Below are 23,687 nucleotides of genomic sequence, written 5' to 3'. Positions count from 1 at the left end.
GACCCCGCTCGAGACGGGCACGCCGGGGGCGTCGGGCGGGCGGGTCCTCCCGTCCGCCCGACGCGTCAGTCCTTCAGCCCCTTGAGCCGGTTGATGGCGGCCCTGCCCGGCTGGATGCCCCGGTCGCCCTCGATGGAGTCCGGATCCACGGAGACCGCGACATCCCCACCGACGGTGAGCCCGGACGAACGCTGTGCGCTCCGCTTGACCAGTGCGAGCGCGATGGGGCCGTAGTCGCAGTCGTGGACCACGGTGCCGAGCCTGCCGACGGTACGTCCCCGATCGGTGACCACCGATCCGGGCTCGGGGAGCTCGGGGGCTGAACCGTCGAGATGGAGCAGAACCAGGGACCGGGGGGAACGGCCGAGGTTGTGTACCCGGGAGACGGTCTCCTGGCCCCGGTAGCAGCCCTTCACCAGATGGACGGCACCGGCACGCCCGTCCGCTCCGATCCAGTGGGGGATCTCGTGCGGGATCGCCCGGGGATCGAGATCCGCCGCGACCTCCGGCTCGAGTGCCCGGACACGTTCCGCCGTCCAGGCCATGAGGCCGGCGAGCCGGAGTCCACCGCCGTCAGGGGCACAGAGTCCGTCGACGACCTCCCCGATCAGGGCCCGGGGTACCGCGACATCCCGACGAAGGGGCCCCCGCCAGTCGACGTCGCGGACATAGACCGCCTGCGGCGGTGCGGGGGGAGCGGCTCCGAGGACAGTGAGGACCGCGAGATCGGTCATCCCGATCTCGACCTCGGACCAGAACTTCATCCGCTCGAGGTAGTCCACCAGGGTCACGGCTGACGTGGCGGGTAGATCGAGGTGGAACACACCTCCGGTCACCGTGAGATCCGCGTGATGGAGGATCCGCCCCTGCGCGTCGAGGTCGAGTGCCGCGGCGCTGTACCCGTCCACGACGTCATCGAGTTTCTGGGACAGCAGCTTGTTGAGGTAGTCGGCCGCGTCGGGGCCACCGACCGACACCACGGCGCGGTGGGAACGGTCTATCACGACACCGGGGCCCTCCACCGCGCGTTGTTCGACCAGTGGAGCGCCGTAGTGCCAGGCGACCCCCGCGGTGTCCGCCGCGGCATCGGGGCCGAGTGCGGGCTGAGCCCCCGGACGGTCGAGGAGCATGGATCGGTACGTGCTGTTGTCGGAGTCCACACCACGCATGCTAGTCGCTGCACCCGGTCGGGTGCCCGCGGCGGGAAAACGCCGTTTCAGCTATAGGCTGGGCTCATGAGCAGCACTCGCCGCAGTCCCGTCATCCTCATCGTGGAGCCCTCTGGTGGCTCGAACCGGAGACACAACCCCGAGCTCGCGATGATCTACGCCGATGACCTTGGGGTGACCAGGGGGGACGGTATCTTCGAGACCCTTCTCGTCCGGGACGGCGCCGCCCGGAACCTGGAACGCCACCTCGACCGGTTCGTGGGTTCCGCGCGGATGCTCGGGCTGCCGGTGCCGGACACCGGACAGTGGTCGCGGGCGACGGCGGAGGCGGTCGCCGAATGGGAGGACGCCGGCGGCGGTGAGGCGTCGTGCGTGTGGACGTACACCCGGGGCCGCGAGTCGACGGGACGTCCCACCGGGTGGATAACGGTGAAACCGGTCCCGGAGAAGGTCCTCCGGCAACGGGAGGAGGGGATCTCCGTCCTGACGACGCCGCGCGGGTACTCGGTCACCCCGGCGCTCCCGGTGCAGGGCGCGACGGGTGGACAGGAACCGCCACCGTGGCTGGTGACCGGCGCGAAGACGCTGAACTACGCGGCGAACATGGCGGCGCTCCGGTACGCGGTGGCCAAGGGCTTCGACGACGTCATCTTCACCGACGACGGTCGTGTCCTCGAGGGGGCGACCTCGACGGTGGTCACCGTCACCGGGTCGACGCTGCGTACCCCGCCGCCGGGGCGGGACCTTCTGCCGGGAACCACGCAGGCCGCCCTCTTCAGCCACGCCACGGCCCACGGCTGGACCTGCCTCGAGGAGGACATGGACGTGACCGACCTCCTGGCCGCCGACAGCGTGTGGCTGTGCAGCTCCGTGCGGCTCGCGGTCCGGGTGGTCCGCATCAACGACAGGAAGCTCCCGGACACGACCGACGGGGTCGTGATCCGGGAGCTTCTCACGGCCGCCCTGGGCTGAACCAGGCTCAGCCCATGAAGCGCTTGAGTTGAGCTGACATCCGGGGGTGCAGCGCGCCGTCGACGAGACGCTCGTCGACCCACCCGAGGTCGTTGTTGGGGAGCAGACCGTAGAGACGCTTGCCGGGGCCCAGCGTCGACGGACCGGTCGCGGTCACCATCGTCGAGGCGCTCTCCAGCTGCCAGGCACGCTCGGTGATCGGCTCACCGTAGAGGATCTCCACGACGCCCGTCGAGTGGCAGCAGATGAGTTCGATCTCGTCCTTCTCGCTGATCCGCAGGAATCCGGTCTCCCGGTGGTCGGCACCGGCGGGCTCACCCTCGTCATCGAGCTTCCAGATCCTCGATTCATAGGAGATGTAGTTCTCCCCGTCGTGCGCGAAGACCAGCTGCTGACCGAAGTTGTACTGACCGTCGGTGGCGGTGTCGGCCTGACCCTCACCGCGCCACACGCCGATCAAAGGGAGCAACGCCAGCAGACCGTCATGCAGACTCGGGCCCTGGCGCAGATTGGCGGTGTCATCCGGGACCGGAAGATCACCGAGACCCGGGATGTTCCGCCCCGCGGTCGTCTGCGACTGCTCGGCGGCGAGATTCACCGCGTCATTTCCGCTCAGGGGCCCGCCGGTGGCGGGCGTCCCCGCCACCGCGGCGTCAGCGGGGGTGTCGGAACGGGGGCTTTCCGGAATGGGGTTCGTCGAGTCATCCATGGGGTACAAGCCTAGCGGCCCGGGCGCGGACATGTCCCGCCGGTGTCCTCCTCACCCACGCCGATGTACCGAACCGGGTAGCGCGTCGGGGTCCGACCCCACCGGCAGAATCGGTGTCTCGCCGACCACGACGGCGCGCTGCCTGGATTCAAGGTAGATCGAACCACCGGAACAGAAGACCTTGTCGATCCGCGTCGGCAGGGGAAGATCCTCCGTCCGCAGTCGCCAGGTGAAGACGGACCGGACCTCGTCCTCCCGATCCGCGGGAACCCCCACGAGCCGGTACGGGACCATCGTCATCTCCGGCCCCCTGATCCGGAGACGGACATAGACCGTCACGGGGCGGTCGAATCCCGGGGGAGTGCCCGTCAGACGGGCTTCCGTGGCGGGACGCGCCGACGGCGAGATGTCGGTGGGGTGTGCGATGTCCAGATCGGTGACCCCTATCTGCGTGCCCAGGGCCACCCCGTCGAGGCGCACCGTCCTCGCGATGATCGACGCCGGTGCCCCGAGAATGTCCCCGTCCAGCACCTGCCTCCCGTCGAGACGGAGATCCCGGATCTCCGCACGGAGGTTGGCGGTACCGATCCCCTCCACAGACACATCACCCGCCTCCACCACGACCGTCGGAACAGTGTGCGTGAACAGTGCCGCGAGATAGGGCACACCACCGACCGTCACCCCCGGATTCTGGTCCATTCCCTCACCGTCCCGGATCTCGCCGGAGATCCGGCTCTCGGCGTGCACCGCCGCAACGGTGTCGACGATCCAGGGGGCGGTGAGCACGACCACCGCTGACAGCAGCAGCCGACGGGGAGATGAGGGTTTCACACCTCCAAGGTTTACCGCACGTGGGCGCGCCGGGTTTTCACTAGCCTGGGATTCCATGGAGATCCGTACGACGACACCCACCGATCCGGCAGCACCGACACCCGCCCGGAAGATCCGTGACCTCGCTGCGGCCGCCGCCGACCACGACGGCGTCGAACCGTTCTCGGAGCAGTTCCTCCTCGGCCTCGACGACGGAGGTGCCCGTGGACACCGGCACGTCATCGCCCTGACGGACAGCGGGGAACTCATCGGTGCGGCGGCCTCGGACGGGGCCACCGCCGAACTGTTCGTGGCCCCGGAGCGGCGCCGACGGGGCGTCGGAACCGCGCTGTTCCGGGAGCTGGCCGGGCGCCACGGGACGGACACCGTCTGGGCCCACGGCGATCTCCCCGCGGCCGTGTCCTTCTGCCGCTCGCAGGGGCTGACACCCGTCCGCGAACTACTCGTCATGGCGGTGACCGGTGCAGACCTCGCCACGGCGGCGGAGGTACCCGAGCACACCGGCACCCGGATTCTGGATCTGACGGAGTCACGCCGGCGCTACGGTGCCGACACGGTGGACGCCGAGTGGTTGCGCGTCAACAACGAGGCCTTCGACTGGCACCCCGAACAGGGCGGCTGGGACAGGGACGCACTCACCCGTGGGAGGGACACCGACTGGTTCGATCCGGGTGGGGTCCTGCTGCTCTGGTCCTGCGGGGAGGGGCGGGAGGACGGTGCGGGGCATCCGGAGCTCGCGGGGTTCCACTGGACGAAGTGGCACGGGGACGACGGGTCCGGAACGGCGGTCGGGGAGGTCTACGTCGTCGGTCTCGCCGATGATTCCCGGGGGCGGGGGCTCGGCGGGCCGCTGATCGCCGCCGGACTCCGGCACCTGCACCGGAGGGGAGCGGATGAGGTCATTCTCTACGTCGAGGCAGACAACACCGCAGCCGTGACCGCGTATGAGCGCCTGGGCTTCGGGGTGAAGGAGAGGCATGTCGCCTACGGCTCCCCGAAATCCTCGGGGGAGGGGTGATCACGATGGTGGTGAGCTGGGAATGATGGGGGCGCCCCGGGGTGGTTCGCGCACCTTTCCGTCCGAATTAACCTGTTGTTCACCGACAGGGCCCGACCGGGACACCTCCGCCCTCTAGCTTCTGGGATGAGGCAAGCGGACCACGCCCCGGCCCCGTCTGGATGGTGTGGTTCATTTTTCCGCCGCGGAACCTCTTCCGGTTTCGCGGCGTTGCCACGGAAAAACAGCTGCCACGTACAGCCCAACCACACCCATGGAGGAATTCCGAAGTGATCCGCAACCGTTCCCGTCGCGCCGCCCTTCTCGGTGGTATCGCCGCCGTCTCTCTCGCCGCCACCGCCTGCTCCGAGTCCGCCGACACCACCGCAGGTGGCGGTGAAGGTGGAAGCTCCATCGACGGGCTCTCCGGCACCACCGGAACGCTGTCCGCCGAGGGTGCGTCATCTCAGCAGAAGGCGATGGACCTCTTCGGTACCGTTTACCAGCAGCAGGTTTCCGGTGCGCAGTTCAACTACACCGCGTCCGGTTCCGGGTCCGGCCAGAAGCAGTTCATCGCCGGCCAGGTCGCCTTCGGTGGTTCGGACTCCCCGCTCTCCGAGGAGCAGATCCCGGACGCCGAGAAGCGTTGCGGCGGCAACGAGGTCTGGCACCTGCCCCTCGTCATCGGCCCGGTGGCCGTGGCCTACAACCTGGAGGGACTGAGCGACGACATCGTTCTCTCCCCCGAGGTCATCGCCCAGATCTTCGCGGGCAAGATCAACTCCTGGAACGACGACGCCATCGCGGCACTGAATGACGGCGTGGATCTCCCGGACACCGCCATCAACGTCATCTACCGTTCCGAGGAGTCGGGTACCTCCGACAACTTCCAGAAGTTCCTGAAGGCGTCCGCCCCGAACGAGTGGACCACCACCGGCAAGTCCTTCCCGTCCGCCACCGGTGCGGGCGCCAACGGCTCCAACGGCGTCGTCTCCGAGGTCTCCAAGACCAACGGCGGCATCACCTACGTCGAGGCCGGTTTCGCCACCGAGCAGGGGCTCAGCATCGCCCAGATCGACTTCGGCGAGGGGGCCGTCGAGCTCAACGACAAGACCGTCGGCGAGGCCCTCGACAACCTCAGCTACAAGACCGAGGGCCACAACATGGTCGTCGATTCCACCAAGCTGTTCGAGATGAAGCAGGAGGGCGCCTACCCGCTCGTCCTGACCACCTACGAGATCGTCTGCTCCGCAGGCTACGACGAGGAGACCTCCAAGATGGTCAAGGACTTCCTCACCGTCGCCCTCGGCACCCAGAACGAGCGCCTCGAGAAGCAGGGCTACATCCCGGTCTCCGGTGACTACGCCCAGAAGCTCAAGGACGCGGTCGACGCGATCCAGTAACACCCCACGTGCCCCGGTCCCGGGGCACGTCTCCCGTATCTCCGCATCTCACGAGGACACACACCAGACATGACGAAGCCACTCTCCACATCGGGGCGTAGCCAACCGGACACCCAGGGTGACCTGGCCCAGCCGGCCATCGCCGACACCCCGGTCGGTACCGGCCCCGGGGGTATCCACGCCACCGGAACCGCACACCGGCGCAACGACCGGATCTTCAAGGGAATCGCCACGACATCGGCGGCCACCATCACCGTTCTGATCGCGGCCATCGGTTTCTTCCTGCTCTGGCGTGCGGCCCCCGCACTGATGAACAACGCCGAGGGCCTGACCGGGTTCTTCACCTACGGTGGCGACTGGAACACCAGTGACACCAGCGCGATGCTGTTCGGTATCCCGAACCTCCTCGCCGTGACCGTCACGATCTCCCTGGTCGCCCTCGCCCTGGCGATGCCCATCGCCCTCGGCGTCGCCATCTACCTCTCCTCCTACGCACCGCAGCGCCTGAGGAAGCCGCTCGGGTTCCTCGTCGATCTCCTCGCTGCGGTCCCCTCCATCGTCTACGGCCTCTGGGGTGCCGCGGTCCTCGGCCCGGCGCTCGGAGGGGTGTTCGCCTGGATCAACGAACACGCCGACACCTTCTTCCTCTTCCGCCACTACGCCAACTCACCGGCGTTCTCCACCTCCCGCAACGTTCTCACCGGTGGCGTCGTCCTCGCCATCATGATCCTCCCGGTCATCGCGGCCACCGCGCGTGAGGTGTTCGTCCAGACCCCCGTCGGACACAAGGAATCGGCGCTCGCCCTCGGTGCGACCCGCTGGGAGGTCGTCAAGATGACCGTCCTGCCGTTCGGTTTCTCCGGGTACATCTCCGGTTCGATGCTCGGACTCGGTCGCGCCCTCGGCGAGACGATGGCGCTCTACCTGGTCGTCTCCCCCTCCTCCGCCTTCCGCGCCTCCCTCTTCGACGGCGGCACGACCTTCGCCACCGCCATCGCGAACGCGGCACCGGAATTCAACGACAATCTCAAGGCCGGTGCCTACATCGCGGCGGGCCTGGTGCTCTTCCTCCTGACCTTCGTGGTCAACGCAGGTGCCCGCGCCGTCATCAAGAACAGGAGCAAGGCCTGATGAACGCAACCTCCCTCTCCCAGGAAACCGGAAGCGGGCACGACGTCATCGGCGGTGCCCCGACCTTCCCCAAGCTCTCCTCATCCAGGCGCAACGCCAACCTGGCCTCCAAGTGGATCATCCGGACCTGCATGGTCATCGCCCTGATCCCGCTCGTGTGGATCCTCGCGGATGTCATCATCAAGGGCATCGGGGTCACGCTCAACGCGGACTGGTGGACGAAGTCCCAGCTCGGGGTGCTCTACACGGAACCCGGCGGCGGCATGGTCCACGCCATCATCGGCACCCTCGTCCAGTGTGGCGTCGCCTCGCTCCTGTCGATCCCGGTCGGCGTCTTCACCGCCGTCTACCTCGTTGAATACGGCGGAAACAACCGACTGTCCAAGGTCACCACGTTCATGGTCGACATCCTCACCGGTGTCCCGTCCATCGTCGCGGCCCTGTTCATCTACTCGGTCTGGATCGCCCTGTTCGGGTTCAACCGCTCCGGCTTCGCCGTGTCCCTCGCCCTCGTGCTCCTCATGGTGCCCGTGGTCGTCCGGACCACCGAGGAAATGCTGCGCATCGTTCCCCAGGATCTGCGTGAAGCGTCCTACGCACTGGGCGTCCCGAGGTGGAAGACCATCGTCAAGATCGTCCTCCCCACCGCCTGGTCCGGCATCGTCACCGGCATCATGCTCGCCATCGCCCGCATCATGGGGGAGTCCGCCCCGGTCCTGATTCTCGTGGGATCGACGCAGGGCATCAACTGGGATCCCACCGGAAACTCCCAGTCCTCACTGCCGCTGATGATGCTCGACATGTACCGGGCCGGTACCTCCCCCGCGGTCGTCGACAAGATGTGGGGTGCCGCGTTGACCCTCGTCGTCCTCATCGCGGTCCTCACGATCACCGCCCGCATCCTCTCTCTCCGGGTCACCGGAAAGAAGAAGTGACCCGGGTCCCCTCCCGAACCAGCTCCGCACCAACCTGGAAACAGAAGGACACACAGCACATGGCCAAGCGCCTCGACCTCAAGGACGTCAACATCTACTACGGCGACTTCCACGCCGTACAGGATGTCTCCCTCAAAGTGCCGCCGAACGCGGTGACCGCATTCATCGGCCCCTCCGGCTGCGGAAAGTCCACCGTACTGCGCACCCTCAACCGGATGCACGAAGTCACCCCGGGTGCGACCGTCAAAGGCGAGATCCTCCTGGACGGCGAGGACATCTACGCACCGAACGTGGACCCGGTCGCGGTCCGCAGCACGATCGGAATGGTGTTCCAGAAGCCGAACCCGTTCCCGACGATGAGCATCGAGGAGAACGTCGTCGCCGGCCTCAAGCTCGCCGGTGAACGCAACAAGACGAAGCTCAAGGAGGTCGCCGAGCGGTCCCTCCGTGGCGCGAACCTCTGGGAAGAGGTCAAGGACCGGCTCGACAAGCCCGGCTCCGGTCTCTCCGGTGGTCAGCAGCAGCGGCTCTGCATCGCCCGCGCCATCGCCGTGGAACCCGCGGTCCTGCTCATGGACGAGCCCTGCTCGGCCCTCGACCCCATCTCCACCCTCGCGGTCGAGGAACTCATCGACGAGCTCAAGCGGGAGTTCACCATCGTCATCGTGACCCACAACATGCAGCAGGCCGCCCGCGTCTCCGACCAGACGGCGTTCTTCTCCCTCGAAGCCACCGGAAAGCCCGGCCGACTGGTCGAGGTCGGCCCGACCAACCGGATCTTCGAGAATCCGCAGAAGAAGGAGACCGAGGACTACATCTCCGGTCGTTTCGGATAAACCGGGGCACCCCGCCTCCGACCCGAAGACCCCGGGGCCGCACCGTCTATGGTGCGGCCCCGGGGTCTTCGCCGGTTATCCCGCTGACGCGGTCAGTGACCACCCCGGGAGAAACGACGCTCGATGTCGGCCTCCTCCTCATCCTCCCGGCGCTTCGCCATGTAGTCCCTCGGCATCAGGCCGGTGGTCAGGTAGACGATGCGGCTCGCCACGTTCACCGCGTGATCCGCGTAGCGTTCGTAGTAACGGCTCAACAGAGTGACATCCACGGCGGACGTGGTGGAGTACGGCCAGGCGCGTTTCGTCAGCACGGTGAAGAGATGCTCGTGCAGATCATCGACCGCGTCATCGTCCGCGCCGAACACCAGTGCCACATCCACATCGGGATCAATCAGGATCTCGCGGACCTTCGCGCTCATCTCCAGTGTGACCCGGGACATCTCCTCGAAGTAACCGGTCAACGGCCCCGGTACGGCCGGTTCCGGGTGCCGGCGCCTGGCGGTTCTGGCGACATGCTTCGCGAGGACACCCATCCGGTACATGTCCTCGACGATGTAGATGGAGGAGATGACCTGGCGGAGATCGCGCGCCAGAGGCCCCTCCAACGCGAGCAGCTGAACGGCGCGTTCCTCACAACGCAGACGGACGATCTCGAGCTCATCCACGAGGGACAGGGCCTTCTCCGCGGACTGGAGGTCCTGCCTCAGCAGCGCGTCAGATGCATTGCTCATGACAGAATGGACCTGGTCGCACATGATGATGAGATCATGGGCGAAGGCATCGAGATGTTCCCGGTATGAGGTACGCATAACTGCCACTATAGATGTACACGGATGCCCCTGTCCCCCCCACGGCGTCACTCCCCCGGAAGGGGAATCAACCCCCGGAGTTCTCGACATCCGCGTCGACCGGTGCGGTCTCGTCCTCCGGATCATCGAGCCACCCCTCAGGCAGGATCACCCGGCCCGGTGACCCCTGCCTCCCACGGGGACCGTCCGCGTCGTCGGGCAGTGCATCCGAGTCCCGGAGTGGTGCGAGATGCTCGTCCAGCTCCGCGAGGGACGCCACACCGGCGAGCGCCCGACGGACATCACCCCCGACGGGATAGCCGCGGAAATACCAGCCCATGTGCTTGCGCAGGTCCCGGCAGCCCTTGTCCTCCCCGTCGTGTTCGACGAGCAGTTCCGCGTGGCGACGGATGATTCCCGCGACCTCTCCGAGGGTCGGCTGCGGCGGTAACGGACGCCCGTTCAGCTCCGCGGACAGTTCCGCGAACAACCAGGGGCGACCCAGGCACCCCCGTCCGATGACGACACCGTCGCAACCGGTCTCATCCATCATTCTGCGGGCGTCGGATGCGGCGAAGATGTCCCCGTTGCCGAGCACCGGTACACCGGTGTCCGCGAGATGCTCCTTGAGTTCGGCGATACGTGACCAGTCCGCCTGCCCGGAGTACCGCTCGGCGGCGGTCCGTCCGTGGAGGGCCACCGCGCGGGCGCCCGAATCGACCGCGATCCGTCCGGCATCGAGATGGGTGAGATGCTCCGCGTCGATCCCCACGCGGAACTTCACGGTCACCGGAATGTCTGTTTCCTCGGTGGCGCGGACCGCGGCGGAGACGATGTTGCCGAACAGGCGGCGCTTGTAGGGGAGTGCGGCGCCACCACCACGCCTCGTCACCTTCGGGACCGGGCACCCGAAGTTGAGGTCGATGTGATCGGCCATGTCATTGTCCACGACCATCCGCGCCGCGCGGTAGGTGTACTCGGGGTCCGTGGTGAAGAGCTGGAGTGAACGCGGATCCTCGTCCGGGGCGAACGTCGTCATGTGGAGCGTCTTCTCGTTTCCCTCGACGAGAGCTCTGGCCGTGACCATCTCGCACACGTAGAGGCCGGCGACACTCCCCATCTTGGACCGTTCCTGTTCACGGCACAGCGTACGGAACGCGACATTGGTGACCCCCGCCATCGGGGCGAGAACCACCGGGGAACCGAGGGAGAGTGGGCCGATGGTCAGGGCGGGAGCGGTTGCGTCAGTCACGGGACCATTGTCCGGTGTACCGGCCGTCCGGGACAAACCAGGGAACCCCGGGCACGGGAGGCCGTCCGTCCGTCACCCGTGGGTGACGCGGCATACAGCACGATCGGAGGGGGCGCACGGGTGTAATCGTCCAGGTTGCCGGGGGAAAGTAGTGGAGTATGGGGGCAGAACGGGGGGCGGCGATGTATCGTGGTCCACGTAACTTGTATGCCGAAGGTACAGCTGGGTCACAACTCAGAGTCACCGTCCGGAGCTCCGGAGTTCCGGAATCCGGAGCCCTGGGACCGTGGCCCCTCAGGTTCCCCTCGGTAGACCGATTCCCTGGACGCCGTTCGTCGGCCGACAGGCACTCAGGAGGAAATTATATGTCTGACCGGATCGCCAACGCCCAGCTCAAGGGTAAGATCATGTCGGCCGAAGAGGCCGCCCAGTTCGTCAACGACGGAGACAAGGTCGGTATCTCCGGATTCACCGGTGCCGGCTACCCCAAGGCGCTGCCGAAGGCCATCGCCGAGCGCGCCAAGGAAGAGCACGCCAAGGGCAACAGCTACATGATCGACCTGTTCACCGGCGCCTCCACCGCCGATGACTGCGACGGTGTCCTGGCCGAGGCCGACGCTCTCCGGTTCCGCACCCCCTACCAGTCCGATCCGACGCTGCGCAGCAAGATCAACGACGGCACCACCTTCTACGCCGACTACCACCTCTCCGAGTCGGGCATGTACGTCGAGCAGGGTTTCTTCGGTCAGATGAACGTCGCCATCGTTGAGGCGACCCGCATCACCGATGAAGGACACATCGTTCCCTCATCCTCCGTCGGCAACAACGTCGAGTACCTGGACGCCGCCGAGAAGATCATCATCGAGGTCAACTCCTGGCAGTCCCCCGACCTCGAGGGAATGGCCGACATCTGGCGTATGCCGGCCCTGCCGAACCGCATCCCGATCCCGCTGACCGAGGCGGGGCAGCGTATCGGCAAGACCTACATCGACATCGACCCGAACAAGGTCGTCGCCGTGGTCGAGACCGACGCCCCCGACCGCAACGCACCCTTCAAGCCCGCTGACGAGATCTCCCAGAAGATCGCCGGCAACTTCCTCGACTTCCTCGAGGGCGAGGTCCGCGCGGGCCGCCTCACGTATGACGGCTACATCATGCAGTCCGGTGTCGGTAACGTCCCGAACGCCGTGATGGCGGGTCTCCTCGACTCGAAGTTCGAGAACATCAAGGCCTACACCGAGGTCATCCAGGACGGCATGGTCGACCTGATCGACGCAGGCAAGATGACCGTCGCATCCGCGACGTCGTTCTCTCTCTCCCCCGAGTACGCGGAGAAGATGAACGATGAGGCCAAGCGTTACCGCAACACCATCATCCTGCGTCCGCAGTCCGTCTCCAACCACCCCGAGGTCGTTCGCCGACTGGGTCTGATCTGCACCAACGGACTTGTCGAAGCCGACATCTACGGCAACGTCAACTCCACCAACGTCACCGGTTCCCGGATGATGAACGGTGTCGGCGGGTCCGCGGACTTCACCCGCAACGGCTACATCTCCTCCTTCATCACCCCGTCCGAGGCCAAGGGCGGCGACATCTCCGCCATCGTCCCCTTCGCCTCCCACATCGACCACACCGAGCAGGACGTCAAGGTCATCATCACCGAGTACGGTTACGCCGACCTGCGTGGTCTGGCTCCGCGCCAGCGCGTCGACAAGATGATCGCACTGGCACACCCGGACTACCGCCCGCTCCTCCAGGAGTACTACGACAAGGCCCTGCACCTGGCCAAGGAGAAGAAGATGATGCAGACCCCGCATCTCCTCGACGAGGCGCTCAGCTTCCACCAGCGTTTCCTGGAGACCGGTTCCATGAAGAAGACCCCGAAGAAGAAGTAGTTCCGCCTGAATACGGCCCCCGCCCGGTGGTGGGGGCCGTTTCGTGTGTCGGGGACACGGCCTGTGATGTGCCGGTGACGATGCCCGGGAACCCTGTGTCCGGTTTTGTCGTGTCGGTTGTGGTCCCGCAAGAGTCTCAACCACACCGTGAAGTCCCGGGAGTGTCCTGTGGCGCTCCGGATACCGTGTTTGAGGGGCGCGAATTTCTCCCTTGTCGGATCGGCCGCTACAATGAGCGATGACCCGATCTCCCTGATCGGGTGCCGGTCGTGAACCGGATGGGCCTTTAGCTCAGTTGGTAGAGCTACGGACTTTTAATCCGCAGGTCGTGGGTTCGAGCCCCACAGGGCCCACGTTCAACTCCCTTCCCGTCAACCGGGAAGGGAGTTTTCGTGTGCGGGGAGGGTCGGGCGACAGGGTCATCGGTTGGGCATGATTTCGCCGAGTCGGGGGGCGAGTTCTGCTCGGGGGCCGGTATTCGTCTCTATTACCCCTTTTGAACTGCTGGTTTTGTGTGTGAGGCCTTTGCCAAGTATATTCTGAACAAGCCGTTGAGGACAGTGCCCGCCACTGGATCTCAGCTGTGAGCTCCCATCGTCTAGGGGCCTAGGACACCGCCCTTTCACGGCGGCGACACGGGTTCGAATCCCGTTGGGAGTACCACGTTCCTCCGGTTTGCCGGGGTGCGTGCAAGAAGAGAATGAGGCCCTGTGGCGCAGTTGGTTAGCGCGCCGCCCTGTCACGGCGGAGGTCGCGGGTTCGAGTCCCGTCAGGGTCGCAACAGTCCCCGGAAGCTTGAGAGCTTCCGGGGATCTTCTCATTTCGGTACCGGTGTGTGCTCTCGACCGGTGTGTGCTCTCGACCGGTGTGTGCTCTCGCGTACGGTCGGGGCGCGGTCGCGGGGCGTTGTCACCTGGCCGCGAATTACTGTCTGTACTGTGGATTTGTCGAAAATCAGAGTGCTGTGTAAAGTTTCCTCTCGTGCAACGGGTACCGCTCGGAGCGCAAAAGTAAGGCCCTGTGGCGCAGTTGGTTAGCGCGCCGCCCTGTCACGGCGGAGGTCGCGGGTTCGAGTCCCGTCAGGGTCGCAAGATTGTCCAAGGACATTCTTGAGGCCAGATAGCTCAGTCGGTAGAGCGTCCGCCTGAAAAGTGGAAGGTCGCCAGTTCGATCCTGGCTCTGGCCACAATCACACCCCCGGTTAATACCCGGGGGTGTTTTTGCGTCTGCAACCGGGAAGTCCCTTTTCCTGCACAATGGAGGCATGAATTGGACGCGCGGAAAAATCACGGTACCGCTGGCGGCATTGACGGCCGCAGGGGCGCTCGCTGCCACGCTGGGGGCAGCTCCCGCCGTGTCGGAGGAGGGGCCGCCCGTCCGGGGTTTTCCGGGGCTGCCCGTCTCCTCGTCCCTGCCGGTGGCGGAGGGGGCTGAGCTTCCGCAGGTGCCGCAGCTCGATCTGGAGGGATACCAGGGGACCTGGCACCAGGTTGCGGCACTGCCGCACATCTTCAGTATCCAGTGCGCGCGTGACACGACCGCACGGTACACACTGACGGGGCCGGAGACGGTACGTGTGGTGAACTCGTGCACCGACTGGTTCGGCAACCCGTCCGGCATCGAGGGGCAGGCGCGGGTCACGGACCCGGGAACCGGGGCCTCACTCCGGGTCTGGTTCAACGGGGTTCCGTTCCAGTCCCCGGATGGGCCGACGAACTACCGGGTGGCGTGGATGTCGGGCGACGGAGGTGTCGTGCTGGTCGGGAGTCCGGACCGTACCACGGGGTTCGTGCTCTCCCGGGGCCCGTCCCTCAGTGCCCGGGAGTGGTCCGGGGTGCGGGCTGCCGTCGTCGCCGCCGGCTACGATCCCTGTACATTCCTCACGTCACCGGTTGGGGGAGGGCGTGAGGACCGTCAGCCGCTCTGCGTCCTCTGAGGACCACGTGGCGGGCATTTCAGTTTCCACGACAGATCAACCAGTGAGGAGTCACGTGTGACCGGTACCGGACGGCAGATCAGCCATGACGAACGAAACAACCGCTACATCATCAACGTCGATGGAGTGGAGGCCGGATACGCGGCCTACGCCGTCGAGACATCGGATCACGGCACACCGACGGTGCGGGACCTCAACCACACCGTCATCGACCCGCGTTTCCGGGGGCGGGGGCTGAGTGCCCCACTGATCCGGTTCGCGCTGGAGGACACCCGTGAAGCGGGTCTCGCCTACCGTGCCACCTGCTCCGCCGTGGAGCATTTCATCGCGAAGAACCCCGACTACGCGGAGGGGCTCGTCAAGGGGGCCCAGCGGACACGGTGACGGTGTCCGTCCAGGTGGATGCGGGGCGGGCACCGTCACCAGTTGTGCATGATCAGAACAACGGTGGTTCCTTGTCGACGTAGAGGTCCGGGTCGACGAGTTTCTTGCACTCGTTGGTTTTGCGGGGCCGGTTGACCGCGGGGATGCCGACCGCGATGTGGTTCGCCGGTACATCCTTGGTGACGACGGCATTCGCCCCGATGGCGCTTCCGCATCCGATGGTGATCGGGCCCAGAACCTTCGCCCCGGCGCCGACCGTGACGTTGTCCTCGAGTGTCGGGTGCCGTTTCGTCTGGGTGAGGACCTGTCCGCCGAGGGTGACCCCGTGGTAGAGCATGACACCGTCCCCGATCTCGGCGGTTTCGCCGATGACGATACCCATGCCGTGGTCGATGAAGAACCGGCGTCCGATGGTGGCGCCGGGGTGGATCTCGACACCGGTGAGGAAACGGGTGAACTGGGCGAGCACGCGGGCGGGGCCACGGAAGCCCCGGGTCCAGAGCGCGTGGGCGACGCGGTGCGACCAGACGGCGTGCAGACCGGAATAGACGATCGCGTTCTCTACATCACCGCGCGCGGCGGGGTCGTGCTCGCGGGCGTTGGCAAGGTCTTCTCTGATCATCCTCAGCAGCCGGTACATGGACGCCAATCCTATCAGCGGAAACAGGGCGCTCCCCGCCGTGCCCGCACCGGGAAGATGCGGGCACGGCGGGGAGCGGAGGGGGATTCCGGGGTGCCCGGCCGGGGTCAGCTCCGGATGTCGTCGAACAGGACGGTCGAGACGTAGCGCTCGCCGTAGTCGCAGACCGTGGTCACGATGGTCTTGCCGGCGTTTTCGGGGCGGGCGGCGAGATCGAGTGCCGCGCGGACGTTCGCGCCGGTGGAGATGCCGCCCAGGATTCCCTCGCTGCGGGCGAGTTCACGGGCTGTGGCGATGGCGTCGGCGTTGCTGACGGTGAGGACGTCGCTGAGTACGCGGCGGTCGAGGACCTCGGGTACGAAGTTTGCGCCGAGGCCCTGGATCTTGTGGGGGCCGGCCTTCCCGGTGGACAGGAGTGCGGATTCGGCGGGTTCGACGGCGTAGATCTCGATGTCCTCCCTGCGCTCCTTCAGGACGGTACCGACACCGGTGACCGTTCCACCGGTACCGACGCCGGTGACGAAGATGTCGATGTTCCCGTCGGTGTCGTTCCAGATCTCCTCCGCGGTGGTGGAACGGTGGATCGCGGGGTTCGCGGGGTTCGCGAACTGGCGGGCGAGGATCGCCCCCTCGTTCTCGGAGACGATCTCGTTGGCCTTGTCGACCGCTCCCTGCATGCCGGCGGCGCCCGGGGTGAGGACGATCTCCGCACCGTAGGCGCGGAGCATGACGCGGCGTTCCATCGACATGGTCTCGGGCATGGTGAGGATGACGTTGTATCCGCGGGCGGCGGCGACCATGGTGAGCGCGATACCGGTGTTGCCGGAGGTCGCCTCGACGATCGTTCCTCCCGGTTTCAGGGAGCCGTCGGCCTCCGCGGCGTTGATGATGGCCAGCCCGATGCGGTCCTTGACACTGTTGGCGGGATTGAAGGACTCCAGTTTGACCAGGATCTCGGCGTCGAGATCCCCCGTCATTCTGTTGAGGCGTACCAGGGGGGTGTTTCCGATGGTGTCGGTGATGTTGTCGTGGATGTTCGTCATCGTTGTGGAGCTCCTCGAAGATGTGCTCGGTCCTGTCCGGCCGTGGCGCTTCCACCCGGCCTTTCATCGCCACGCTACACCATGGATAGACCGCACTATAGACAGAATTGTCTATGTTGTGTATGAGGGTGGGCCTCGGGCCGCTGGTGCGGGCCGGGAAGTGGCAACCAGTTTCACCAGGGGAAATCTGAACCCTGAATGAGGGTAGTTGTTGTCGTGGAGGGTCCCTCCTGCGGTGGGATCGTGTTACCGTTCCACACGTCGCAGTGCTCGGGAATGCCGGTGTGAATCCGGCAGCGGCCCTCGCCACTGTATGACTGTCGCCGGTGACGAACGACAGAACCCGACATGAGCCGGACCGCATCCGTGGTCCGTCACGGAGGGATTTCATCACCGGGGCGCCCACACCGCATGACGCCACTGTCCGCGCACTTTCCCCGGGGAAGACGTGGGTGGGAAGGCACGGGGTCGGAGCTTTGTCGGCGGAACCGGACGATCCTGTTCCCCCGTGACGGCTGTCAGAGCCAGGAGACCGGCTGCGACCGTGAGTTGACCAGCCGGTCCGCGAGGTGTCGGACCCGTCCCAGAAAGAGAAGTACAGTCATGCACATCGCCGAAGGCTTTCTACCCGCGGGGCAGGCACTGGCCTGGACCGCGGCAGCGGCCCCGTTCGTCGCCCACGGTGCGTGGGCGGTGAAGAAACAGCTCGCCAAAGCCCCGGAAACCGGGCTTCTTCTCGCTGCCGCGGGGGCGTTCACCTTTGTTCTCTCCGCCATCAAGATCCCGTCCGTCACGGGCTCCAGTTCCCACCCGACGGGCACCGGGCTCGGGGCCGTCCTGTTCAAACCTCCGGTGATGGCGTTCATGGGGGGCGTGGTCCTGCTCTTCCAGGCTCTTCTCCTCGCCCACGGGGGCATCAGCACCCTCGGGGCCAACATCTTCTCGATGGCCGTTCTCGGCCCCTGGGTCGCCTACGGCGTGTGGATCCTGCTCCGCCGACTCGGTGCGGGCATCGACGTCGCGGTTTTCTTCGCCGCGTTCGCGGCCGATCTGTCTACCTACACCGTCACCTCGGTGCAGCTGGCTCTCGCCCATCACGCCGGTGGCTTCGCGAATTCGCTCCTCACCTTCCTCGGTCTGTTCGCGACGACGCAGATTCCGCTCGCGATCGTCGAGGGCATCGTCACGGTCCTGATCTTCCGCAGTCTCCGTGTGATCGCAGCCAGGGAACTCGATCTCCTCGGTGTCTTCTCCGGATTCCGGAGGAACACCGCAGCCACACCCGTACCCGCGTCCTGACCCCGGTCAATCGAAGCAGTGAGGAGACAACCATGAGGAACACGACCGAGAAGAAGACCACGACCACCATCAGCCGCAGGGGAAACGGGGTGGTCGTCACGATCGCCCTGATCGTTCTCGCCGCGGCGATCGCGGTGTTCCCGATGTTCTACAACTTCGGTGACCCCGACGCCGAGGAACAGTTCGGCGGATCGGACGGTGCCGCCGAGGAGATCGTCGCTGAACAGAACCCGGACTACGAGCCCTGGGCGAGCCCGTTGATCGGGGAACTGCCGGGGGAGGTCGAATCAGGACTGTTCGCCCTCCAGGCGGCACTCGGCGCCGGGATCCTCGGGTTCGCCATCGGGAACTACCGTGGTCGGACCCGTGCCGAGGAACGCGCCTCGCGTACCTCGGGGGCCGTCGGAACGACGACGGCCGCGGGGGCGGACCCGGACGATGACGCCTGAGATGATCCGGGTCTGACGCCGTGAACGCCCTGGAGACCGCTGCGGCAGACTCCCCGTGGGCTCGGGTGAACGTCGGGGAGAAGGCTCTTCTGATGCTGGGTCTTCTCGTCCTGACCATCTCACTGCCCCCGCTGCCCGCGCTTCCCCTCATCGGGCTCGTCCTGTGTGCGCTCGCTCTTCGCGCGAAGGTTCCGCTCGGTCTGTACACGACCCTGGTGCTCGCGCCGGCGACCTTCGTGCTTCTCGGACTCGGGCCGCTCGTGTTCACGCTGACGACCTCCGGCCTGAGATGGGTCGACGGAGGGCTCGTCAACGCCGCGACGGTGCTCGCGCGTACCGTCGTCGGGATGTCGGCCACGATGCTCTTCGCGTTGACCACCCCGATGTCCGAACAGCTGGTGTGGCTGCGTTCCATCGGCGTCCCCGCTCCGTTGGTGCACATCACGATGCTGACCTACCGGATGATCGGCACCCTCATCACCACGGCACGGACGATGTGGGAGGCACAGGCGGCCCGGCTCGGGCACAGCAGTCGACGGCGGTGGTTGCACTCCGTCGCGTCGCAGGCCGCCACTCTCTTCGTGCTCTCCTTCTCCCGGGCCCGGGCGCTCCAGGAGGGGATGGAACTCCGCGCGGATGTCTCGGCGGTCTCCACGCTCCACGCCGGTCGGCCGGTCAGGTGGTGGTCGACGGGAGCGTCCGCCGTGCTCCTCGCCGCCATCACCGTGATCGGTGTCGTGTTCCACTGAATCAGTTCCCCGGCCCGGTGCCGGGCTACCCCATGGAGGATCCGTGTCCCCTTCGCAACACCCACTCGTTGAACTCGTCGACGTCAGTTTCTCCCACGGTCCGGATCTGCCGGTGCTCCGTTCCGTGGATCTGCGGATCGGCGCGGGGGACAGGACAGTGGTGCTCGGTGCGAACGGCTCCGGGAAATCCACGCTGTTCCGTCTGCTCGCCGCAGCGTGGAGACCCGACCGGGGTGAACTGCGCCTCGACGGTGAGCCGGTGCAGTACAACCGTGCGGGCCGGGACCGGGTCCGTCGGCGGGTTCAGCTTGTACTGCAGGAACCCGACGACCAGATCTTCGCCACCTCGGTTTTCGCGGACATCGCCTACGGCCCCGTGAACATGGGGCTCGGGCGTGAGGAGGTGACACGCCGTGTCGAATCGGCGATGGAGGCGGCCGAGGTCACTGATCTCGCTGAGCGGGTTCCGCACCAGCTGTCCTACGGTCAGCGGAAAAGGGTCGCACTGGCCGGTGCACTCGCCATGGACCCGTCGGTGCTGCTTCTCGACGAACCCACAGCCGGACTTGATCCGGCGGGGGGTCGGAAGCTTCTGCGTACCCTCGACGCACTGAATGAGAGGGGAACCGCGGTGGTGCTGTCCACCCACGACGTCGATCTCGCCCACGCCTTCGCGGACACTGCGGTGGTGTTGATCCGTGGGGGGATGGTCACGGGCGACGTCGGGGAGATACTGACCGATCGTGCGTTGATGGAGCGGGCGCGGCTGGACCTTCCCTGGGCACCGTTCGTGAGTCGGGCGCTGGGCCGGCCTATCAGTGCCCCACAGGATCTTCTCTGACCCGCCGGTACCCCTGCGGTGGGGGAGCGGGTGGAGCGGAAGGTGGCGGGAAAAACGTGATGTTTCTTACGCCGGATGTCTGAACATGAACGGAGTCGGGGGTATTGGTCGGGGGCCATCAATTTCGAGGGGTGGTGAAGTCGGAATGTTCCCGCAGTGAAGTTTCCGTATTTTCCCAGGCCTCCGAAAGTATTTTCGAACACTGTTCGTCAGCATCTGTGTGGCCCAGCTGAGCGGTGTAAACGGGTGTGTGCGCACCTCTGTCCGTGTCGCCGTTTGAGGTGTCAAACGCCTTATCGGGGATGGGTGTCGGGTCGTGTGCGGCCCCCGCTTCAGCGGCGTGGAGCCCGGGGGGATGCGGAGGGGGCTGCGGAAGAGACCACATCACCCCTTAGCCGGACGCCCGTTTTCCTGATTCTGCGAAAAATAACCGGTATTGGGAGGTTCAGCACCCCCTGGGGAGTGGTTATACTGCACCTTAGAAAGATGTTGGCTCACCCGACGGGGGCACCTGACCGGGTGGATGCGCAGGAGGTACATGTGGACTCACAACGTACAAAGGACGACGAAGAAGCGATCCGTACCGCACTCTCGTCGTTGAGAACGGCCACCGGAATCCCGGTGACGATGTTCGCGACGGTGCTCCCGGACAACAGGCTCCAGATCAGTGCCTGGGTCGGCCTCCGGACCCCCGCCCTCCAGAACCTCATCATCGACCACGGCTGTGGCGTCGGGGGAAGGGTCGTCACCACGCGACGCCCCGTCGGTGTCAGTGACTACACCAGGGCGAACGTCATCTCCCACGAGTACGACAACGTCATCCAGGACGAGGGGTTGTTCTCCCTGGTGGCGGTTCCCGTGATCGTTCACCGCGAGATCCGTGGCGTCCTCTACGTGGGGGTCCATTCCCCGGTGCGTCTCGGGGACAAGGTCATCGAGGAGGTCACGATGACCGCCCGGACCCTGGAACAGGAACTGGCCATCAACTGTGCCGTCCGCAGGAGCGAGGGCGGGCGTGCAGGGGCAAAGTCCGGGCGCATCATGAACGGCGCAGAGTGGGAGCAGATCCGCTCGACCCACTCGAAGCTCCGCATGCTGGCGAACCGGGTCGAGGACGAGTCGCTCCGGCTCGAACTCGAGGAACTGTGCGACCAGATGGTCACGCCCGTCCGAGTCAAGCAGACCACCAAGCTCTCGGCCCGTGAACTCGACGTCCTCGCCTGCGTCGCCCTCGGCCACACGAATGTCGAGGCCGCGGAGGAGATGGGGATCGGTGCGGAAACCGTGAAGTCCTATCTGCGCAGCGTCATGCGCAAGCTCGGCGCGCACACCCGCTACGAGGCCGTCAACGCGGCACGTCGGATCGGTGCACTGCCCTGATCCGTGACGTCCGGATGATCCCCGGGTGGGCCCCACCCGGGGATCATCCGCGTCCCACCGTTCTCCGTTTCACACGGGATGGCGTCCCGACCCCGGGACCCACGGCACATCGTCGCCGTCATTCGCCACCCGACCGAGGATGAACAGGAGATCGGACAGCCGGTTGAGATAGCGTGCGGGCAGGGCCGACGTCGTCTCCGGATACGCTTCGACCGCAGCCCAGGCCGCACGTTCCGCCCGTCTGGCGATGACCCGGGCGGTGTGTAGCAGTGCGGCTGTGGGGGTTCCACCGGGGAGGATGAATGAATCGAGCGCGGGCAGATCGGCGTTGAACCGGTCGCAGTCGTTCTCGAGCCCGTCGATGTAGGACTGTGCGACGCGGAGCGGCGGGTATTTCGGGGACTCCTCGACGGGGGTGGCCAGATCCGCTCCGGCGTCGAAAAGCTCATTCTGGATCCGCCGCAGTACCCCGGCGACGCTGTCGCCCGGTGCGCCGAGTGCGAGAACCTGCCCGATCGCACAGTTCGTCTCGTCGCATTCGGCGTACGCGACCAGCCGGGGATCGTTCTTCGGCACTCTCTCGAAGTTCGAGAGTCCGGTCGTCCCGTCGTCTCCGGTGCGGGTGTAGATCTTCGTCAGGTGGACAGCCATGAGCCCACGCTAGACAAAAATGTCCTGTCGCGGGTATCGGAGCAGCGGTCCGTGCACATGTGTTCCCGTGAACCGTTAGGCTGGGTCACTGTGAAAGAGAGATTCTTGGTGACAGGTGGTACACGCCTCTCGGGTTCCGTGAAGGTGACGGGCGCGAAGAACAGTGTGCTCAAACTCATGGCTGCGGCATTGCTCGCGGAGGGGACGACGGTCCTCCGCAACTGTCCGGAGATCCTCGACGTGCCCCTGATGGGCGATGTCCTGCGGGGTCTCGGCTGCGAGGTGGAGATCAACGGTCCGGATGTGCGCATCACGACCCCCGCCGAACTGCGCAGCAGCGCGGACTTCGACGCGGTACGGCAGTTCCGTGCCTCGGTCTGTGTGCTGGGGCCCCTGACCGCGCGGTGCGGTGAAGCCGTGGTCGCGCTGCCCGGCGGGGACGCGATCGGGTCCCGTCCGCTCGACATGCACCAGAGTGGTCTCGAACGGCTCGGGGCGCGGACCGAGATCCGGCACGGTTGTCTCGTCACGAGCGCCCCGAAGCTCACCGGTACGACTGTCGAGTTCGATTTCCCGTCGGTCGGTGCGACGGAGAACATTCTCACGGCGGCCGTCCTCGCGGAGGGCGTCACCGTCCTCGACAACGCGGCGCGTGAGCCGGAGATCGTCGATCTGTGCAACCTCCTGAACAACATGGGGGCGAAGATCGAGGGGGCCGGAACCAACACCCTGACCATCACCGGTGTCGAGAAGCTCCATCCCACGGAACACACCGTCGTGGCGGACCGTATCGTCGCGGGCACCTGGGCGTATGCCGCGGCAATGACTCAGGGGGACATCACGGTCGGAGGCATCTCTCCGCAGCTGCTGCATCTGCCGCTCGCCAAACTCAAGCTCGCGGGCGCGGACATCGAGACCTACGAGAACGGATTCCGTGTCCGGATGGACCGGCGGCCCACCGCCGTCGACTACCAGACACTGCCGTTCCCGGGTTTCCCGACGGACCTCCAGCCGATGGCCATCGGCATGGCGGCCATCGCCGACGGTATGTCGATGATCACCGAGAACGTCTTTGAATCCCGGTTCAAGTTCGTCGGTGAGATGCTCCGGCTGGGTGCCACCGCGTCGGTGGACGGACACCACGTCGCGGTCCGTGGCGTTCCCCGGTTGTCGTCCACGACCGTCTGGTCCAGTGACATCCGTGCGGGTGCGGCACTCGTCCTCGCGGCACTCTGCGCCGAGGGGCAGAGTGAGATCCGGGAGGTGTTCCACATCGATCGGGGATACCCGAACTTCGTGGAGTCGCTGAACGCCCTCGGGGCAGATGTCCGTCGGGTTCCGGAGTCCTCCTGAACCACTCGGTCAATAGTCCGTGAACACCCCGTAAAGGACGGATG

At 66.0% G+C, this 23,687-nt stretch carries 23 protein-coding genes, 5 tRNA genes and 1 riboswitch; of the genes, 20 read left to right on the top strand and 8 right to left on the bottom strand.

The genetic code is table 11. The features are described 5' to 3' along the window. Positions 1-65: 65 nt before the first annotated feature. Positions 66-1,160, bottom strand: coding sequence for a CAF17-like 4Fe-4S cluster assembly/insertion protein YgfZ (gene ygfZ / locus JIM94_RS08790; protein ID WP_248086058.1), 1,095 nt, complete (start codon positions 1,158-1,160; stop codon positions 66-68). Positions 1,161-1,235: 75 nt separating this feature from the next. On the opposite strand from ygfZ, the gene JIM94_RS08785 reads away from it, so the two are divergent. Then, the gene (locus JIM94_RS08785; protein WP_200253381.1) at positions 1,236-2,141 is read left to right on the top strand and encodes an aminodeoxychorismate lyase; all 906 of its coding nucleotides are present in this window, start codon (positions 1,236-1,238) and stop codon (positions 2,139-2,141) included. Between the two features lie 7 nt (positions 2,142-2,148). Here JIM94_RS08785 and JIM94_RS08780 read toward each other — a convergent pair whose 3' ends face one another. Beyond that, entirely contained in the window at positions 2,149-2,850 is a 702-nt protein-coding gene (locus tag JIM94_RS08780) for a heme-binding beta-barrel domain-containing protein (RefSeq protein ID WP_200253379.1), read from the bottom strand. Between the two features lie 51 nt (positions 2,851-2,901). Further along, entirely contained in the window at positions 2,902-3,681 is a 780-nt protein-coding gene (locus JIM94_RS08775) for an LmeA family phospholipid-binding protein (protein WP_200253377.1), read from the bottom strand. Between the two features lie 61 nt (positions 3,682-3,742). Between JIM94_RS08775 and mshD the strand changes: the two genes are divergently transcribed. From mshD to pstB, 5 genes are all read left to right on the top strand, one after another. Continuing rightward, entirely contained in the window at positions 3,743-4,699 is a 957-nt protein-coding gene (mshD, locus tag JIM94_RS08770; protein WP_410170857.1) for a mycothiol synthase, read from the top strand. Between the two features lie 269 nt (positions 4,700-4,968). After that, a complete protein-coding gene (pstS, locus tag JIM94_RS08765) occupies positions 4,969-6,081 on the top strand; it encodes a phosphate ABC transporter substrate-binding protein PstS (protein WP_248086059.1) in 1,113 nt (370 codons plus the stop codon). Between the two features lie 69 nt (positions 6,082-6,150). Next, positions 6,151-7,212: a phosphate ABC transporter permease subunit PstC gene (gene pstC / locus JIM94_RS08760; RefSeq protein ID WP_200253371.1), complete on the top strand. Its 1,062-nt coding sequence runs from the start codon at positions 6,151-6,153 to the stop codon at positions 7,210-7,212. Next, positions 7,212-8,147, top strand: coding sequence for a phosphate ABC transporter permease PstA (gene pstA / locus JIM94_RS08755; protein ID WP_200253369.1), 936 nt, complete (start codon positions 7,212-7,214; stop codon positions 8,145-8,147). The genes pstC and pstA overlap by 1 nt, the downstream gene beginning before the upstream one ends. Before the next feature lie 59 nt (positions 8,148-8,206). Continuing rightward, positions 8,207-8,983 carry a phosphate ABC transporter ATP-binding protein PstB gene (gene pstB / locus JIM94_RS08750; RefSeq protein WP_200253367.1) on the top strand — a complete coding sequence of 259 codons (777 nt, stop codon included), beginning with the start codon at positions 8,207-8,209 and terminating at the stop codon, positions 8,981-8,983. 92 nt (positions 8,984-9,075) lie between these two features. Here pstB and phoU read toward each other — a convergent pair whose 3' ends face one another. Beyond that, positions 9,076-9,792 (bottom strand): phosphate signaling complex protein PhoU, encoded by a 717-nt coding sequence (gene phoU / locus JIM94_RS08745; protein WP_200253365.1) that lies wholly within the window; start codon positions 9,790-9,792, stop codon positions 9,076-9,078. A gap of 67 nt (positions 9,793-9,859) precedes the next feature. Continuing rightward, the gene (dusB, locus tag JIM94_RS08740) at positions 9,860-11,023 is read right to left on the bottom strand and encodes a tRNA dihydrouridine synthase DusB (RefSeq protein ID WP_267173057.1); all 1,164 of its coding nucleotides are present in this window, start codon (positions 11,021-11,023) and stop codon (positions 9,860-9,862) included. A 365-nt stretch (positions 11,024-11,388) separates the two neighbouring features. Between dusB and JIM94_RS08735 the strand changes: the two genes are divergently transcribed. The 8 genes from JIM94_RS08735 (at position 11,389) to JIM94_RS08700 (ending at position 15,238) form a co-directional block, all read left to right on the top strand. Next, positions 11,389-12,918, top strand: a complete 1,530-nt coding sequence (locus tag JIM94_RS08735; protein WP_200253363.1) for an acetyl-CoA hydrolase/transferase family protein — start codon at positions 11,389-11,391, stop codon at positions 12,916-12,918. A gap of 280 nt (positions 12,919-13,198) precedes the next feature. After that, positions 13,199-13,271: transfer RNA gene (locus tag JIM94_RS08730), tRNA-Lys, on the top strand. 234 nt (positions 13,272-13,505) lie between these two features. Next, positions 13,506-13,581 (top strand) — tRNA-Glu (locus tag JIM94_RS08725). Positions 13,582-13,622: 41 nt separating this feature from the next. Beyond that, positions 13,623-13,696: transfer RNA gene (locus tag JIM94_RS08720), tRNA-Asp, on the top strand. A gap of 236 nt (positions 13,697-13,932) precedes the next feature. Then, positions 13,933-14,006: transfer RNA gene (locus tag JIM94_RS08715), tRNA-Asp, on the top strand. 25 nt (positions 14,007-14,031) lie between these two features. Further along, positions 14,032-14,104 (top strand) — tRNA-Phe (locus tag JIM94_RS08710). Positions 14,105-14,182: 78 nt separating this feature from the next. Beyond that, positions 14,183-14,854 (top strand): lipocalin family protein, encoded by a 672-nt coding sequence (locus tag JIM94_RS08705; RefSeq protein ID WP_200253361.1) that lies wholly within the window; start codon positions 14,183-14,185, stop codon positions 14,852-14,854. Between the two features lie 57 nt (positions 14,855-14,911). Further along, a complete protein-coding gene (locus JIM94_RS08700; RefSeq protein ID WP_200253359.1) occupies positions 14,912-15,238 on the top strand; it encodes a GNAT family N-acetyltransferase in 327 nt (108 codons plus the stop codon). Positions 15,239-15,290: 52 nt separating this feature from the next. On the opposite strand, the gene epsC is transcribed toward JIM94_RS08700, so the two are convergent. Together epsC and cysK are read right to left on the bottom strand one after the other, a co-directional pair. Next, positions 15,291-15,878 carry a serine O-acetyltransferase EpsC gene (gene epsC, locus JIM94_RS08695; RefSeq protein WP_200253357.1) on the bottom strand — a complete coding sequence of 196 codons (588 nt, stop codon included), beginning with the start codon at positions 15,876-15,878 and terminating at the stop codon, positions 15,291-15,293. A gap of 107 nt (positions 15,879-15,985) precedes the next feature. After that, positions 15,986-16,921, bottom strand: coding sequence for a cysteine synthase A (gene cysK, locus JIM94_RS08690; protein ID WP_200253355.1), 936 nt, complete (start codon positions 16,919-16,921; stop codon positions 15,986-15,988). A 247-nt stretch (positions 16,922-17,168) separates the two neighbouring features. Continuing rightward, positions 17,169-17,475: riboswitch (cobalamin riboswitch) on the top strand. A 49-nt stretch (positions 17,476-17,524) separates the two neighbouring features. On the opposite strand from cysK, the gene JIM94_RS08685 reads away from it, so the two are divergent. The 5 genes from JIM94_RS08685 to ramA all read left to right on the top strand — a co-directional run bounded on the left by JIM94_RS08685 (position 17,525) and on the right by ramA (position 21,639). After that, positions 17,525-18,220, top strand: coding sequence for an energy-coupling factor ABC transporter permease (locus JIM94_RS08685; protein ID WP_200253353.1), 696 nt, complete (start codon positions 17,525-17,527; stop codon positions 18,218-18,220). Positions 18,221-18,252: 32 nt separating this feature from the next. Continuing rightward, a complete protein-coding gene (locus tag JIM94_RS08680; RefSeq protein WP_200253351.1) occupies positions 18,253-18,669 on the top strand; it encodes an energy-coupling factor ABC transporter substrate-binding protein in 417 nt (138 codons plus the stop codon). A 20-nt stretch (positions 18,670-18,689) separates the two neighbouring features. Further along, positions 18,690-19,418 (top strand): cobalt ECF transporter T component CbiQ, encoded by a 729-nt coding sequence (gene cbiQ, locus JIM94_RS08675; RefSeq protein ID WP_200253349.1) that lies wholly within the window; start codon positions 18,690-18,692, stop codon positions 19,416-19,418. 43 nt (positions 19,419-19,461) lie between these two features. Next, positions 19,462-20,259, top strand: a complete 798-nt coding sequence (locus JIM94_RS08670) for an energy-coupling factor ABC transporter ATP-binding protein (protein ID WP_200253348.1) — start codon at positions 19,462-19,464, stop codon at positions 20,257-20,259. 540 nt (positions 20,260-20,799) lie between these two features. Beyond that, a complete protein-coding gene (gene ramA, locus JIM94_RS08665) occupies positions 20,800-21,639 on the top strand; it encodes an acetate metabolism transcriptional regulator RamA (protein WP_200253346.1) in 840 nt (279 codons plus the stop codon). 69 nt (positions 21,640-21,708) lie between these two features. On the opposite strand, the gene JIM94_RS08660 is transcribed toward ramA, so the two are convergent. Continuing rightward, entirely contained in the window at positions 21,709-22,290 is a 582-nt protein-coding gene (locus tag JIM94_RS08660) for a cob(I)yrinic acid a,c-diamide adenosyltransferase (protein WP_200253344.1), read from the bottom strand. 90 nt (positions 22,291-22,380) lie between these two features. Here JIM94_RS08660 and murA point away from each other — a divergent pair, with 90 nt between their 5' ends. Beyond that, entirely contained in the window at positions 22,381-23,643 is a 1,263-nt protein-coding gene (murA, locus tag JIM94_RS08655; RefSeq protein WP_200253342.1) for a UDP-N-acetylglucosamine 1-carboxyvinyltransferase, read from the top strand. The last annotated feature ends 44 nt before the right edge of the window (positions 23,644-23,687 follow it).

The sequence above is a fragment of the Corynebacterium pygosceleis genome, assembly GCF_016595275.2.
GTDB lineage: Bacteria > Actinomycetota > Actinomycetes > Mycobacteriales > Mycobacteriaceae > Corynebacterium > Corynebacterium pygosceleis.
Note: the sequence above shows the minus strand (reverse complement) of the source record. Positions and strands in the feature narration are given on the sequence as shown.

Excerpts from the sequence above, each read along its gene's own strand:
- JIM94_RS08785 (WP_200253381.1), top strand. The coding sequence starts at position 1,236 with ATGAGCAGCACTCGCCGCAGTCCCGTCATCCTCATCGTGGAGCCCTCT.
- JIM94_RS08780 (WP_200253379.1), bottom strand. The coding sequence starts at position 2,850 with ATGGATGACTCGACGAACCCCATTCCGGAAAGCCCCCGTTCCGACACC.
- pstC (WP_200253371.1), top strand. The coding sequence starts at position 6,151 with ATGACGAAGCCACTCTCCACATCGGGGCGTAGCCAACCGGACACCCAG.
- pstA (WP_200253369.1), top strand. The coding sequence starts at position 7,212 with ATGAACGCAACCTCCCTCTCCCAGGAAACCGGAAGCGGGCACGACGTC.
- pstB (WP_200253367.1), top strand. The coding sequence starts at position 8,207 with ATGGCCAAGCGCCTCGACCTCAAGGACGTCAACATCTACTACGGCGAC.
- phoU (WP_200253365.1), bottom strand. The coding sequence starts at position 9,792 with ATGCGTACCTCATACCGGGAACATCTCGATGCCTTCGCCCATGATCTC.
- JIM94_RS08735 (WP_200253363.1), top strand. The coding sequence starts at position 11,389 with ATGTCTGACCGGATCGCCAACGCCCAGCTCAAGGGTAAGATCATGTCG.
- JIM94_RS08705 (WP_200253361.1), top strand. The coding sequence starts at position 14,183 with ATGAATTGGACGCGCGGAAAAATCACGGTACCGCTGGCGGCATTGACG.
- epsC (WP_200253357.1), bottom strand. The coding sequence starts at position 15,878 with ATGTACCGGCTGCTGAGGATGATCAGAGAAGACCTTGCCAACGCCCGC.
- cysK (WP_200253355.1), bottom strand. The coding sequence starts at position 16,921 with ATGACGAACATCCACGACAACATCACCGACACCATCGGAAACACCCCC.
- JIM94_RS08685 (WP_200253353.1), top strand. The coding sequence starts at position 17,525 with ATGCACATCGCCGAAGGCTTTCTACCCGCGGGGCAGGCACTGGCCTGG.
- JIM94_RS08680 (WP_200253351.1), top strand. The coding sequence starts at position 18,253 with ATGAGGAACACGACCGAGAAGAAGACCACGACCACCATCAGCCGCAGG.
- JIM94_RS08660 (WP_200253344.1), bottom strand. The coding sequence starts at position 22,290 with ATGGCTGTCCACCTGACGAAGATCTACACCCGCACCGGAGACGACGGG.